Source organism: Planotetraspora silvatica (genome assembly GCF_016863315.1).
GTDB classification, from domain to species: Bacteria; Actinomycetota; Actinomycetes; order Streptosporangiales; family Streptosporangiaceae; genus Planotetraspora; species Planotetraspora silvatica.
Genome location: NZ_BOOQ01000010.1, coordinates 13,846 through 27,255, shown reverse-complemented (window position 1 = coordinate 27,255; position 13,410 = coordinate 13,846). Strand labels below are relative to the sequence as shown.

Below are 13,410 nucleotides of genomic sequence, written 5' to 3'. Positions count from 1 at the left end.
AGCGCCGCGGCCAGTTCCGCCGGCTTCAGGATCCCCCCTCCCCGGCGCTGCCGTGCGTGTGCGTACGGCCGGCGGCGTTCTTGGGAGTGTGGACGGGGGTCTGGTCGCCCGCGCGCAGCGGCGCGTTCTCGTAGCGGCCCTCGTGGGCGATGATCGGGCGCCGGTCCCCCGCCAGCTCGGGATGGCGTTCCTCCAGGTCACGGCGGGCCTCGGCGGTCCGCCGCAGGTGGGTGACGTACTCACGGTCGCCGCCGTAGGTGCCCCGCCAGGTCTGCGGCATCATCTCGGCGCGCGGAGGCGTGCCCGCGGAGCCGCCGATGCCGAACCTGCTGGGGACCTTGCCGGTGGCCGCGCCGCATTCCGGGCAGTCCGGCAGGGGCGCGGCGAAGGACTGGATGACCTCGAAACGATGGCCGCCGCCACAGCGCAGCTCGTATATCGCCATTGCCGTCACCTCACCACAGTGCGATCGATCGGGTCAGGATCCCCGCCACGTCGTCCTCGCCGACCGGCAGGGGGGCGGTGGCGAGCAGGCGTTGCTGCTTCATCGCGCCCTCCACGAGTGCGGGCACGTCGGCCTCCGTGTAGCCCACGCCGCCGATGCCGTTCGGGATGCCGATGTCCCGCATCAGGTTCATCAGCACGCCGGGAAGGAGCTCCGCGAGGTCGTCGGGCTTGTCCGCCGCCGGGTCGAGCAACTCGGCGGCACGCAGGTGCCGCTCCGGCTCGGCCTCGAAGGTGAACCGGAAGGCCTCGGGTGCGGTCAGCGCGACGGCCATCCCGTGCGGCACCATCGGCTCGTCGGCCGGATAGCCGTCCGGGTGGAAGTCCTTGACGCGTCCCGCGATGGGATAGGCGTTGGCGTGCGGGATGTGCACGCCCGCGTTGCCGAAGCCGAGGCCGGCGAAGGTGGCCGCCAGCGCCATGTCCGCCCGGGCCGCCGCGTCGTCCCCGTGGCGTACGGCCCTGCGGAAGGAGCCGGAGAGCAGGCGCAGCGCGCGCTCGGACCACATGTCGGCGACGGGGTTCGAGCCGCAGTACGGCACCCGCTCCTCCGGGCGCTTGTGCTCGAAGGAGGTGTACGGCCTGGCGGTGTAGCTCTCCAGCGCGTGGCAGAGGATGTCCATCCCCGCCGCCGCGGTCACTCCTGCGGGCTGGGTCAGCGTGAGGTCGGGGTCGACGACCGCGAGGACGGGGCGGAGCCGTACGTGGCTGATCCCGGTCTTGACCTTCTGCTCCAGCACGTCGAGCACGCAGATCGTGGTGCTCTCCGAACCAGTCCCCGTGGTGGTGGGCACCGCCACCAGCGGCTTGAGCGGCTGTGACGGGGCCCGGCCGCCTCCGACCGGCGCGTTGACGTAATCCATCAGCTCGCCGGGGTTGGTCGTGAGGAGGTTCACGGCCTTGGCCGTGTCGATGCTCGACCCTCCCCCGACGGCGACGAAGGCGTCCCAGGGGCCGGACGCGCGGGCGTGCTCGATGGCTGCGGCCAGGCTCTCGTCGGTCGGCTCGACGTGCGCGCCGTCATAGACATGCGCCTCCATGCCGTAGCCGGTGAGCTGGTCGGCGACCCGCTGGGGCCCGCCGGTGGCCGCGACGCGGGGATCGGTGACCACAAGGACCCGGCGGACGCCGTACTGGGCGAGGTCGAAGCCGATCTCCGCCGAGGCGCCGGGGCCGAACTTGAGCGCGGGGGCGCCGTAGGTGAATACGGACTCGGGATTGCTGGGAGCGTCGTACACAGTCGCCTCCCCTCAGCTGTAGAAACCGTTGGGAGCCGTGCGCATGGCGCGGAGCTGCTCCGCGTCGTGACCGAAGATCACATTGGCCTCCGACCTCTCCGCGATCGAGCGGATCTTCTCGACGGAGGCGTACCAGGCGCTGAGGTCGTTGACGATGGCCGCCGGGGTGGCGGGAGGGCCGTAGGAGTCGCCCATGTAGACCGCGTCCGAAGTGAAGATCATGGTGCCGGACTCCGGCAGGTCGACCCGCATGGCCATGGTCCCCGGGGTGTGCCCGGGAGCCTCGATGAGCGTCACCCCGGGGAGGATCTCGGTGTCGCCGGACACCGTCTCGAAGTCGAGTCCCTCGTAGTCGGACTTCAGGTGCGCCCCGTTGAACTCGCCCTCGTAACCGAAGGCGAACTCCTTCTCCTTGTCGTTGCAGACCAGGCGGGCCCCGGTGCCCGCGAACGTCCGGACGTTGCCCGCGTGGTCGAAGTGCAGGTGCGAGAGCACCACGTAGTCGAGGCTCTCGGGGCTCACGCCGAGCCGGCCGAGGTTGGCGTCGAGGTACTGCTCGTCGGAGACCTGGTCGTACGGGAAGAACTCCTGGAGGCCGGTGGGGACCCAGCGGGTCTCCCAGTCGCGGGGGCAACTGGTGTCCCACAGGAGGGTGCCCTCGTCGGTCTCCACGAGGACGGCGTGCGTCGTGCAGGAGTACCACTCGACCGGCTTGTCGCGCTCGGCTCTTGGTCTGATGGAACGGCCCGGCTTCAGCAGCAGCCAGGTCAGGTCGCAGCTCATCGCTCCGCAGTCGAGGACATGCACCTTCATGACCGCTCCTCCGTTGCATTGTTACCAGCAGATTTCCGAATCTGGCATGTAGCATGCTGCATGTCAACGATTGAGCATCGCGGCGTTCGGGAGTAAGGTCCCCCCACACGGGTCGAGTTCCGGAAGGTGCCAAGTGCTAGCGGTCGACGGCGCGTCCAGCCTCACGGAGCAGGTCATCGAGTCCGTCCGCGAGGCCATCCACTCCGGTGAGCTGCGACCCGGCGAGCTCTACTCCGTCTATCAGCTCGCCGCGCAGCTCAACGTGTCACGCACCCCGGTCCGCGAGGCGATGCTCCGGCTGGCCGAGGCCGGCATGGTGCGGTTCGAACGCAGCCGCGGCTTCCGCGTGCTCGGGCGCGACCCCAGGGAGATCGCCGAGGTCTTCCACCTCCGTCTGCTGCTGGAGGTGCCGGCCGCCCGCGTCGCGGCGGGCCGGGCCGAGCCCGCGCTGATCGAGGCCATGCGCGCCGAGCTCGACGCCATGCGCGCCGCCGCCGCCGATCATGACGAGCCCCGCTTCATGCGGCACGACTGCGCCTTCCACGAGGTCCTGCTCGCCGCGGGCGCCAACCGCAAGCTCGTCAGCATGGTCGGCAACCTGCGTGACGCGACAATGACCCTGGGGGCGTCCACGGTCGACCGGTCCAGGACACTCGCCGACATCGCCGCCGAGCACGAGCCCATCCTCGCCGCGGTGGAGGCGGGCGACGCCGGCGCCACCGCTCAGGCGATGCGCTCCCACATCGCCCACACGGGCGAGTTGCTGCTCGCCCAGGTCTCCGCCGAGAACGGCGTCGCCGCCGCCCCCGAGGACGTCGATCTGATCCACAGCGCGTGATCCCGCCTCCCCGGTGAGTACGGCTAGGCCTCCAGCAGGTCGCGGATCCTGGCCGCGTACGCCCGGGGGTGGGTCAGGTTGCCGTTGTGGCCACCGGGGAACTCCTGGACGTCGACACCGAGCAGGGCGGCGAGCTCGATCGCACAGCGGTGGTCGAAGACCGTCCGCGGTGTGGCGCGGCCGACCGCCGGGATGATCCGGGTCGGCGAGCCCGCCAGCGCGGCGACCTCCAGCGTGTCCTGCACGACGGCGCCGAAGTCGTTCTCGACGAAGAAGGCGAAGTTCGCCTTCCGGCGGTCGTCCATCGGATGCCGCGCGATGCCCGGCTCGGTCTCCTGGGCGGCCGGGTCGATGCCGAGAACCCGTGCGACCTCCGCGAAGGTCGCCGTCAGGCCTTCCTTCCGGTAGAGGTCCCGCAGCTCGATGAGCTCGCGCTCCTGCCGGACGCGCAGCTCGTCGGGCAGCAGCCGAGGCGCGACCGGTTCATGGGCGATCAGCGTGTGCAGCAGCCCGGGATGTCCGATCGCCACGTGGAGGCCGAGGACGGCCCCGAAACTGCAGCCGAGCATGGCGGCGGGCTCGTCGGTGACCTCGGCCAGCAGGCGCCGTACATCGTCGGCGTGCTCCGCCACGGTGGCGCCCGCGGCGGGGTCGTCGAGCGTGCTGCGGGACAGGCCGCGGCGGTCGTAGGTCACCACCGTGTAGCCCGCCACCAGATGGTCGACCAGGTCGCGGCTGCGCCCCGCGTCTCCCTCGCCGCTCTGCGAGATGAGCAGCACCGGCCCGTTGCCACGGACCTCGTAATAGAGCTTCGCGCCGGGCACGCGCACCATTTCCGCGGTGTTCATGAGCAATCCCTTCCGATCGGATGCATCATTCTTGATGCATCTATTTAGATGTATCATGGACACATGAACGGTGTCGAGCTCTTCCTCCTCGGACGGACCCTGATGAAGATCGGGGAGGAGGCCATGCCGACCGAGGGCATCGGCCCGCAGACCACCAGCGTCCGAACCGTCCTGGTGGTGGTGACCGACCTGCGCGAGCATCCGGAGACGTCGGTCGGCGAGATCGCCGCCCGCACCGGCCTCCCGCAGAGCGCCGTGTCGGGGGCCGTCGCCAGGCTCAAGGAGGCGGGCTCCATCGTGACGGAGACGGATCCGCGAGACCGCCGCCGCGTCCTGATCCGGCACGCGCCGGAGGTCTCCGCCCGGCTCGCGCACGTGCGCGCCTCGTCGATCGAGGGGGCGATCGCCTCGGCGGCCGGGACCGACGACCCCGAGCAGGTCGCCGAGATCGTCGCCATGCTCCAGGCGCTCGCACGGCGGTTGTCCCCCGGGGACACCCCCGCGCATCGGTGAAATCACCAGTTGTCAGCCAAGAAACGAATCCGAACGACATTTCCCTTTTAGGGATGACATCTGCGCGTAACACTGGGGAGCGTGTCTCGCGCCCCCCGGACTGTTCAGGCACCGGTGCTGCGCGGCCGTCACGACGAGCGGGAGTCGCTGAGGCGGTTGCTCGCCGGGGCGCGCACCGGATCGGGCGGGGCGGCGGTCCTGCTCGGCGCGACCGGAATGGGCAAGACCGCGCTGCTCGACCTCGCCGCGGCTGAGGCGCACGACTTCACCGTGCTGAGGGTCTGCGGTGTGGAGCCGGAGGCACAGGTCGCCTTCTCCGGGCTGCACGCCCTGTTGCGGCCCGTCACGGCGGCGCTCGCGGCGCTGCCGCCCGCCCGCGCCGCCATCCTGCTGAGGGTGATCGAGCTGGGTGTGGCCGACGCCGGGCTCGCGCTGCCTGCGGCGGTGCTCGACCTGCTCTCGGCCGTCGCGGACAGGAAACCGCTGCTCGTCTGCGTCGACGACGTGCACCTTCTCGACACGGCCAGCCGGGACGTGCTCTTCTTCGCGGCCCGACGCGTGTCCGGGGAGCGCGTCGTGCTGGTCTTCACCGCGGACGACCGGTACTGCGGCCCGGGCGGCGTACCTTCACGTGTGCTGGCCCCTCTCGACGGGGCCGCGATCCGGGAACTGGCCGACGAGCTCGCACCCGTACGGCTCGGCGACGATCTGCGGGCATCGCTGGAACGGATCGCCAGGGGCAACCCGCTCGCCCTCACTGAGCTCGTCGGCTCGCTCACGCCCGAACAGCTGGCGGGCACGGCCGCACCACCGGGATCGTTGCCTCCCGCCGGGCGTTTGTGGCGTGCCCACGCCGGCAGGCTGGCGGGCCTGCCCTCCGACACCCGTGACCTCCTGCTCCTCATGGCGGCCGATCCGGACCTGGACACGGCGACACTGCTCCGCGCCACCGGTCCGCGATGCCCCCTCATCGGCCTCGAACCGGCGGAGAGCGCGAACATCGTCCAGGCGGTCGACGACCGCTACGTCTTCAGCGAGCCCGCCATGCGCGCGGTGGTCTACGACGGGGCCTCAGCCGCCCGCAGGCGTGCGGCGCACCGCGTGCTGGCGAACCTCCTCGACCCCGGCCACCAGCGCCTGCGCCGTGCCTGGCACCGCGCGGCGGCCCTCGACGGCCCTGCGGAGGAGTTGGGCGACGAACTCGCCGCCGCGGCCGAGGCGGCCCGCCGCCAGGGCGGCCATCCCGAGCCGTTCCTCGCGTTCGAACGCGCCGCCGAGCTGACCGAGCACGGTGACGTCAGGTCGGCACGGCTGGCCTCGGCCGCCCGTCACGCGTCGATCGCGGGCCTGCCCCAGCACGCCAGGTCGTTGCTCGCCCGGCTGCGCTCGCTGACGATCAGCGAGGAGACGCGCGGCCGGGCGGAACTGCTCCACGGCAGCCTGGAGTTGCTCGCGGGAGAGACGGCGAGCGCCCACGACAAGTTCCTGGCCGCGGCCGGATGGCTCCTCGACCGCGACCGCGCGCTGGGCATCCGCGCGCTCGTGCGCGCCGCCGAGGCGAGCTACTTCGCCGCGGACAACCAGCGGTTCATCGCCATCGCCCGCCAGGCCGCCGCCGTGCGCCGTTCCGACGACTCCCCGGCCACGCAGCTCATGTTCGAGTATCTGGCCGGACTGGCGGCGACCTTCAAGGGACGGCACACCGAGGCCGCCGGACCACTGCGCCGGGTGTTGCGGCTCGCCTCCACCGTGCGGAATCCGGCGATGCCGGTCTGGGCGGGCGTCGCGAGCCTCCTGCTCGGCGAGGACGGGCACGCCCACATGCTCGCCACGAGAGCCGTGGAGATCGCGCGCAACCGGGGGAACGACTCGGCGCTGCCGCACCTGCTCGAATCGGTCATCCAGGCCGAGATCTGGATGGGCCGCTACGACTCCGTCGCCGCCAACGCCATGGAGGGGCTCCGGCTGGCCCAGGAGACCGGACGACTGAACGCCGCCGGCCACCACCTGGCGTGGCTCGCCCTCACCGCGGCCGTCCAGGGGGACGAGGAGACCTGCAGGATCCGTGCGCAGGCGGCCTTCGAGCTCGCCGACGCCCACGGGCTCGGCGTCGCCGCCGCGCTGGGCAACTGGGCCCTGGCCCACCTCGACCTCGCCGCGGGCCGCGTGGCCGACGCCGCCGCCCGCCTGGGGGCCGAGCGCAGGAACAACCACGTCGTCGTGCGGGTCATGGCGACCCCGACCTTCATCGAGGCGGCGGCGCGTACAGGTGACCGGGAGCAGGCCATGGCGGCTCTACGGGTGCTCGACCGCTGGGCGGACAGCACGCGCAGTCCCGACCGGCTCGCGCTGGCGATGCGCTGCCACGCTCTCCTCGCCGGCCCCGGCGAGGCGGAGCGGCTCTTCCGTGACGCCCTGGACCTGCACCAGCAGGGCTCCTGCGAGTTCGAGACCGCCCGCACGCACCTGCTGTTCGGCGGCACCCTGCGCAGGAGCCGGCGGCCGACCGCCGCCAGGAAGCACCTGCACGACGCGCTCGAGACGTTCGAACGGCTCGGCGCCCGCCAATGGGCCGCGCAGGCGGGGGGCGAGTTGCGCGCGGCGGGCCAGGCGGTCCGGCCCGGCCTCGCGCAGAACACCGACCAGCTGACGGCCCAGCAACTCCAGATCGCCCGGCTCGTGGCGGAGGGTGCGACCAACCGCGAGGTCGCGGCCCGCCTTTATCTCAGCCCGCGCACCGTCGAACATCACCTCAGGAACATCTTCGCCAAGCTCGGCATCCGCTCCCGCGTCGAACTGGTCCGGCTGCTGTCATGACCGGTGCCGCCACACCGGGTCATCTCACCGTGTCGTGACGAGGCACGTGATTTCGCCGATGCCCGGGTGACACGGCGACCGAACAATTGCGACGGTCAGCAGTCATCGGGAACCCCCACCCGGCGCGAGCCGTCCACTCCACGGAACCGGACGGCCGCCTGCGTGGCTCCCCACCTACCGCAGGGAGCACAAGCGACGTGCAGTCACGGATGATCCCCTCCCGTTCCGTCCATCCCGTCACCCCCGCTCCGGCTCGGCGCTCCCGCGCCGCCCGGCTGGTCGCCGCCGTCGGCCTGGCGCTCGCCATGGTCGCGGGCGGCGCCGCCTTCGGCACCCCCGCCCAGGCCGCGGCCAATCCGTACGAGCGCGGCCCCGCTCCCACCAACGCGAGCATCGAGGCCACGCGCGGTCCGTTCGCGACCGCGCAGACGTCGGTCTCCTCGCTCGTCTCCGGGTTCGGCGGCGGCATCATCTACTACCCGACCGACACCAGCCAGGGAACCTTCGGGGCGATCGCGATCTCCCCGGGCTACACCGCGTCCTGGTCGAGCCTCAGCTGGCTCGGCCCCCGCCTCGCCTCCCAGGGCTTCGTGGTCATCGGCATCGAGACCAACTCCATCTACGACCAGCCGGACAGCCGCGGGCGGCAACTGCTGGCCGCGCTCGACTACCTCGTCCAGTCCAGCTCGGTGCGCAGCAGGATCGATTCGAGCAGGCTCGCCGTGGCGGGCCACTCGATGGGCGGCGGCGGCACGCTCGAGGCCGCGAACTCCCGGCCGTCGCTGCAGGCGGCGATTCCGCTCGCGCCGTGGAACCTGACCAAGAGCTGGTCCGGGATCCGCGTCCCGACGATGATCATCGGCGGCGAGTCGGACAGCATCGCCCCGGTGTCCTCGCACTCGGAGCCGTTCTACAACAGCATCCCGGCGTCGTCGGAGAAGGCGTACATGGAGCTCAACAACGCCTCGCACTTCTTCCCGCAGACGTCGAACACCACGATGGCCAAGTACATGATCTCGTGGATGAAGCGCTTCATCGACAACGACACCCGTTATGACCAGTTCCTCTGCCCTGCGCCGAGGAGCACCGCGATCCAGGAGTACCGCGACACCTGTCCGCACGCCTAGAGATCCTCCGCGACCGGCACCTGCCGGCGGGCCACCCGCCCGCGCAGGTGCCGGCCCTTCGGCGACGGCCGTGAGGGCGATCGCGGGTGCCGAGGCCGGGGTCAGGAGCCCCAGACGTAGCCGGTGACCCTGACCACCCGGGCCACGACCACCGTCACGTCGTCCTTCGGGCCGTGGCGGTAGGCGAGCCGCAGCAGGACCTCCGCGCACGCCTGCGGGGCGGCGTGGAAGTACCGGCCGACGACGGCCTGGATCTCGGGAAACGACAACACGCCGGTCAGGCCGTTGGACGCGAGCACCACCAGGGCGCCCGGTCGCACGGCCGTGCTCTCCACGTCGCCGGTCACCTGGTCCGCCGCACCCACGGCCCGGACGATCGGGCCCAGCCCCACGGAGTGCGGGGTCGTCAGCATCTCTCCCTCGTCGGGCGAGGTGAACAGGAAGATGCTCCCGCTGCCGACGTGCGCGGAGACCAGGGCCCACGCACCGGCGATCTCGGCGAGGAGCACCACGTCGAGGGACGTCGCCATCCCGGCGAGCTCGGGGGCCTCCTCGCCCTTCCCGCGCAGGGTGGCGTTGGCGAACTCCAGGCTGTCGCGGAGCGCCTGCAACGGATCGAGCGAGTCCCCCGCCTGGTCGGCCACGACCGCCCCGAGAGCGAGGGCCGACGCCCAGCGGCTCTCGGTCGCCCGGATGATCCCGTCGGCCATCGCGATCAACTGTTCCTGGATGAGGTACCCGTCCGCGTTGTCACCCTGGTTCCCCGCGTTCGTACGGCCGGCCGCGTCGAACTTCACCAGGGGAACCGGCCGCGGGTCCCCTCCAGGCCGCGAGCGCAGGGTCCGGCGCTCGATCGCGTCGGGGCTGCGCCGGGGGACTCCGTCGTCCAACGCCGGACGCGGAGAGGCCACCAGCGGAGCCAGCGGCAGGCTGGACCAATCGTCGGCCCCCACCGTCCCGTCGCCACCGTTCTGGTCACCGTTCAGGTGGGCTTCATCCGGGCCGTCGCCACTCTGGCCATCCACCTCCTGGGCATCGTCCAAGCCGCTTCCATCCGGGCCGCTTCCATCCGGGCCGTTTCCATCCGGGCCGGTCTCGATCAGGGCGGTCACATCCGCGGCGTCGTCGCCCTCGCCCGTCGCCACGGCCCCTGCCGGGCGTGCCCCCGCGGTGCCGCCCGGCAGGGTCTCGTCCCCACCCGCACCCAGTCGGCCGCCGCGCGGCGGAGTCCACCGCTCCATGCCGCGCACATACTGGACGCCCCTGTTCTCACTGGCCGCGAACGCGATGATCCCGCAGATCACGAGACCCGCCACGACAGCCGAGGCCGCAAGCGTGACAATCACTCAGCCCGCCCCAGGGTGTCGCCGAAGATCTCGCTACCTCTTTCTCCAGAAGGTCTGTTCACCGGCCGTACGGCGAACGCAGCTCACCCAGGATCAGGCCCTGACGGCCGTGCCCGCATGAGGTCTAGCCCCTAATCGGCCCGAAAAGGGCCGAAAGGGCATTGTGATCTTAGAAGCGGCTCCGGCGGAAGGCCCCCGTCACTCCTCACCGGCGATCAGCCCCCCGATTCGGGTCTCCCACAGACGGTGGGGATTGCGGTGCCGCTCGGTGAAGTACATGGCGAGCAGGAGCCGCTCCGCCGTCGACGCCCGCGCGACGTGGATCTTCACCAGGACGTTGGCGAGATGGCTTTCCAGCGTCTTCGGCGAGATGTGCAACTCGGCCGCCACGGCCGACCTGCTGTACCCGTCGGCCAGCATCGCCAGGATCTGGATCTGCCGCTCGGTCAGCCTCTCGATCAGGCGAGGCCGTTCCATGGAGCCGATCGGGACGACGTGCCGGGAGTCCAGCCGTTCCAGCGGCGTCGCGCGGCAGGCGGCGACGATCGCACTCCGCTCCGCGGCGAAGCGGGCCGGGGACAGCCCCGCGCGCTCGCTCGCGACATCGGGACGCGTGCCGTACGCGAGTTCCGTGAGCAGCGCCGTCTGCGGGTCCGACCAGATGAGCGTGCCCGAGGCCGCGGCGTCCAGGAGCGCGGACGCGAGTTGCGGCGAAAGGTGGGCTTCACCTTCGCCCGCGCGCACCAGCGCGGTGGCCACGCTGTCGGGGTGTCCCGCCGCCCTCGGCAACACGCTCAGGGCGCCCATGGCGAGCGCCCGGACCTGGATCTGCCAGTCGACGCGGTCGGTCCAGACGACCGTGGGGTGCTGGGTCAGCACCTCGGCGACGGCGTCCTCATGGTGGCCGTCGACCGCCATGTCGAGCAGGCACACGTCGAATTCGGCTGTGGACGCGGACAACGACGGGATGTCGTAGGCCTTGAGCACGACCTCGAACCGCGCGTCCGCGTCCAGCGTCTCGACGATCGCGTCGCGCATCGCGGCATGCGCGTCCACCACGGCCACGGCGAGGGGACCGCTCATCTCGCCTCCTCCGCGACGGCGGCCAGCGGGAACTCGATGATCACCTTGGTGTCCCCCGGGATGGAAGGCCAGGTCAGGTCACCGCCCAGCGACTGGAGGCCGGCCTTGATCACGTTGAGGCTGCCCAGGACCGGCTTCTCGGGGAACCCCGGCCCATGGTCGGTGACCGCGACGGCGGCCCTGCCTCCTCGTATGTCGGCACGGACGTAGGTGTGGTCCGTACGGGCGTGGTCGGTGACGTTCAGCAGGACCGCCCGCAGGGCGTCCGCGAAGATGAGCTGCACCCGTTCCGGCACGGTCGCGGCGTACTCACGGAAGCTTTCCGAGATGACGGGCTCGGCGATCAGGCGCCTGTCACGGGCGTCGAGGATCTCCCTGTGCAGGATGCGCAGCAGGGACGTGCGGTCGGCGGCCATGCCCGTGTCGAAGAACACGCGCAGGCGGGCGTAGTCGGCCCGCAACATCTGGCGGAGCTCGTCGAACTCGCCGACGCGGGCGCAGTCGTGGGCCGTGACCTTGAGCAGGGTGTTGCCCCAATGGTTGTACAGCTCGGAGGCGAGCTGGAGATAGGCCCGTTCCTCGGCCGCGCGGCGGCTCAGGTCGGCCAGATCCGCGGCCGTGCGCCGCAGATAGGCGGCCCCCCGCTCGATCACCGTGGCGAGCACCACGAAACCGCTGGCCGCGATGATGGTCGCGGACTCCAGCGCCTCGGCCGGCACTCCGAGGAGGACGACCCCGAGATAGAGAACGGTGATGGAGGCGGTCCCCGCGACGAGGATCCGGAGGTTGCGGGACAGCGCGGCGCCGCTGATCTGGTCGGTCGTCCAGAAGACCAGCGGGGCGAGCGCCTCCGGCCGATCCGCCGCCGGAGCGCCGAGGCCCGCGATCACCAGCATCAGGACCCCGCTGCCGATGTCGACGCCGGCCGTCAGGCCTCCGCCGTACTCTCTCCTGCGGACGATCCGGGCGAACAGCCACACCGTCTCGGCGCCGCCGATGACCAGGATCGCGGCGCCCGCCACCGGGTCGAGCCGATGGAGCATGTCGACGGCGGTGCCGGCCATCTGGAAGACGTGCAGCAGGCGGAACAGCAGGAAGATGCGGGCGAGGGACCATTCCATCCGCTCGCGCGCGGACCGGTACCGCTCGGCACGGTAGTACCCGGCCAGGTCCCCCGATCTCGCCACGCCAGACCGAAGCCGCACCCCATCCCCTCCCCGCGCGTCAGGTCACGGCCGGCAGGCCTGCGTCCTCATGCCGGACGGGCGGCTCTACCGGGCAGTAAGGATGACGCCCCGGGGGCAGGTGAGGTTCACGGGAACCTCGGCGAGGTGCACGAGAACCTAAGGTGCACGAGAACCTAGGCGAGGCGCGCGGGGAAGCCGCCGGTGGCGACCGGGCCCCAGCGGGTGGGGGTGACGCGGAGCAGCGACTTGCCCTGGCGCTCCATGGCCGCGCGGTATTCGTCCCAGTCGGGATGCTCGCCCGCGATCGAGCGGTAGTAGTCCACCAGCGGCTCCACGGCCTCGGGCATGTCGATGACCTCGGCGGTGCCGTCCACCTGGACCCACGGGCCGTCGAAGTCGTCTGACAGGACGACCACGCTCACCTGCTCGGACCGGCGGGCGTTGCGGGTCTTGGCACGTTCGGGATAGGTCGAGACGACGATCCGGCCCTCCGCGTCGACGCCGCACGTGACGGGCGACGCCTGCGGGAGACCGTCACGCCGTGTCGTGATGACGATCGCCCGGTGCCGTTCCCGGAGGAATTCGAGAAGCTGCTCACGGGTGACGGTGTCCGCGGTCGCGATCTTTGGGCTCATACGGTCAACTCTAGTGAGCCCTCACACCCCCTCTCAGACCGGCTCAGATCCGCCAAATCGTGACAATCTGGGCTAAATATGGGTAGAGAGGAGAAATAGGATCTACTTTCAGGGGTGCTTGCAGGGATACGCACTACCTACGTAGGGCGGAATGGGTACCGATACGGGGGTTTTCCCCGTGCTCTACCAGCACTCGGACGCGAGATGCTGAAAACGTCGTCAAGAAAGTCCCATCTATCCTCAGCGAGGACCAAGGGAAACGAATCATGTGCCAGCACCAGCCTCCGTGCCCACCCGCCACCGCCTCCGATCGTGAGGCCGCACATCTGGTCGCCTTCCACCCCGAGCAGGGATGGGGCCTGCTGTGCAACGGCGTGGTGCTCTTCGATGACACCGGTGAGCTCCTGCCCGACGGAAGCAGCATCCCGGCCCACCGTGCGAGCGTGGGCGTCGCGGCATGA

Annotated in this window: 13 protein-coding genes; 5 read left to right on the top strand and 8 right to left on the bottom strand. The window is 71.1% G+C overall.

All coding sequences use genetic code 11. The features are described from left to right. Positions 1-25: 25 nt before the first annotated feature. The 3 genes from Psi02_RS09390 to Psi02_RS09380 are packed head-to-tail and all read right to left on the bottom strand — an operon-like array spanning position 26 to position 2,555. Positions 26-445, bottom strand: coding sequence for an FmdB family zinc ribbon protein (locus Psi02_RS09390; protein ID WP_203973075.1), 420 nt, complete (start codon positions 443-445; stop codon positions 26-28). 10 nt (positions 446-455) lie between these two features. After that, positions 456-1,742 carry a hydroxyacid-oxoacid transhydrogenase gene (locus Psi02_RS09385; protein WP_203973074.1) on the bottom strand — a complete coding sequence of 429 codons (1,287 nt, stop codon included), beginning with the start codon at positions 1,740-1,742 and terminating at the stop codon, positions 456-458. Positions 1,743-1,754: 12 nt separating this feature from the next. Beyond that, the gene (locus tag Psi02_RS09380; RefSeq protein WP_203973073.1) at positions 1,755-2,555 is read right to left on the bottom strand and encodes an N-acyl homoserine lactonase family protein; all 801 of its coding nucleotides are present in this window, start codon (positions 2,553-2,555) and stop codon (positions 1,755-1,757) included. Between the two features lie 133 nt (positions 2,556-2,688). Here Psi02_RS09380 and Psi02_RS09375 point away from each other — a divergent pair, with 133 nt between their 5' ends. Beyond that, the gene (locus tag Psi02_RS09375; protein ID WP_203973072.1) at positions 2,689-3,393 is read left to right on the top strand and encodes a GntR family transcriptional regulator; all 705 of its coding nucleotides are present in this window, start codon (positions 2,689-2,691) and stop codon (positions 3,391-3,393) included. Between the two features lie 23 nt (positions 3,394-3,416). Here Psi02_RS09375 and Psi02_RS09370 read toward each other — a convergent pair whose 3' ends face one another. Further along, the gene (locus Psi02_RS09370; protein WP_203973071.1) at positions 3,417-4,241 is read right to left on the bottom strand and encodes an alpha/beta fold hydrolase; all 825 of its coding nucleotides are present in this window, start codon (positions 4,239-4,241) and stop codon (positions 3,417-3,419) included. Positions 4,242-4,304: 63 nt separating this feature from the next. Between Psi02_RS09370 and Psi02_RS09365 the strand changes: the two genes are divergently transcribed. From Psi02_RS09365 to Psi02_RS09355, 3 genes are all read left to right on the top strand, one after another. Then, positions 4,305-4,754 carry a MarR family winged helix-turn-helix transcriptional regulator gene (locus tag Psi02_RS09365; protein WP_203973070.1) on the top strand — a complete coding sequence of 150 codons (450 nt, stop codon included), beginning with the start codon at positions 4,305-4,307 and terminating at the stop codon, positions 4,752-4,754. A gap of 81 nt (positions 4,755-4,835) precedes the next feature. Continuing rightward, complete coding sequence (locus tag Psi02_RS09360; protein WP_203973069.1) at positions 4,836-7,571, top strand: helix-turn-helix transcriptional regulator; 2,736 nt, start codon at positions 4,836-4,838, stop codon at positions 7,569-7,571. Positions 7,572-7,876: 305 nt separating this feature from the next. Continuing rightward, positions 7,877-8,698, top strand: a complete 822-nt coding sequence (locus tag Psi02_RS09355) for an alpha/beta hydrolase family protein (protein ID WP_239094770.1) — start codon at positions 7,877-7,879, stop codon at positions 8,696-8,698. A 101-nt stretch (positions 8,699-8,799) separates the two neighbouring features. On the opposite strand, the gene Psi02_RS09350 is transcribed toward Psi02_RS09355, so the two are convergent. The 4 genes from Psi02_RS09350 to Psi02_RS09335 all read right to left on the bottom strand — a co-directional run bounded on the left by Psi02_RS09350 (position 8,800) and on the right by Psi02_RS09335 (position 12,949). Then, complete coding sequence (locus tag Psi02_RS09350; RefSeq protein ID WP_203973068.1) at positions 8,800-10,044, bottom strand: PP2C family protein-serine/threonine phosphatase; 1,245 nt, start codon at positions 10,042-10,044, stop codon at positions 8,800-8,802. A 198-nt stretch (positions 10,045-10,242) separates the two neighbouring features. Continuing rightward, complete coding sequence (locus Psi02_RS09345) at positions 10,243-11,127, bottom strand: helix-turn-helix transcriptional regulator (RefSeq protein WP_203973067.1); 885 nt, start codon at positions 11,125-11,127, stop codon at positions 10,243-10,245. After that, positions 11,124-12,332, bottom strand: a complete 1,209-nt coding sequence (locus Psi02_RS09340) for a sensor histidine kinase (RefSeq protein ID WP_203973066.1) — start codon at positions 12,330-12,332, stop codon at positions 11,124-11,126. The genes Psi02_RS09345 and Psi02_RS09340 overlap by 4 nt, the downstream gene beginning before the upstream one ends. Before the next feature lie 155 nt (positions 12,333-12,487). After that, a complete protein-coding gene (locus Psi02_RS09335; protein ID WP_203973065.1) occupies positions 12,488-12,949 on the bottom strand; it encodes a PPOX class F420-dependent oxidoreductase in 462 nt (153 codons plus the stop codon). A 266-nt stretch (positions 12,950-13,215) separates the two neighbouring features. On the opposite strand from Psi02_RS09335, the gene Psi02_RS09330 reads away from it, so the two are divergent. Then, positions 13,216-13,410: a DUF5999 family protein gene (locus Psi02_RS09330; RefSeq protein ID WP_203881702.1), complete on the top strand. Its 195-nt coding sequence runs from the start codon at positions 13,216-13,218 to the stop codon at positions 13,408-13,410.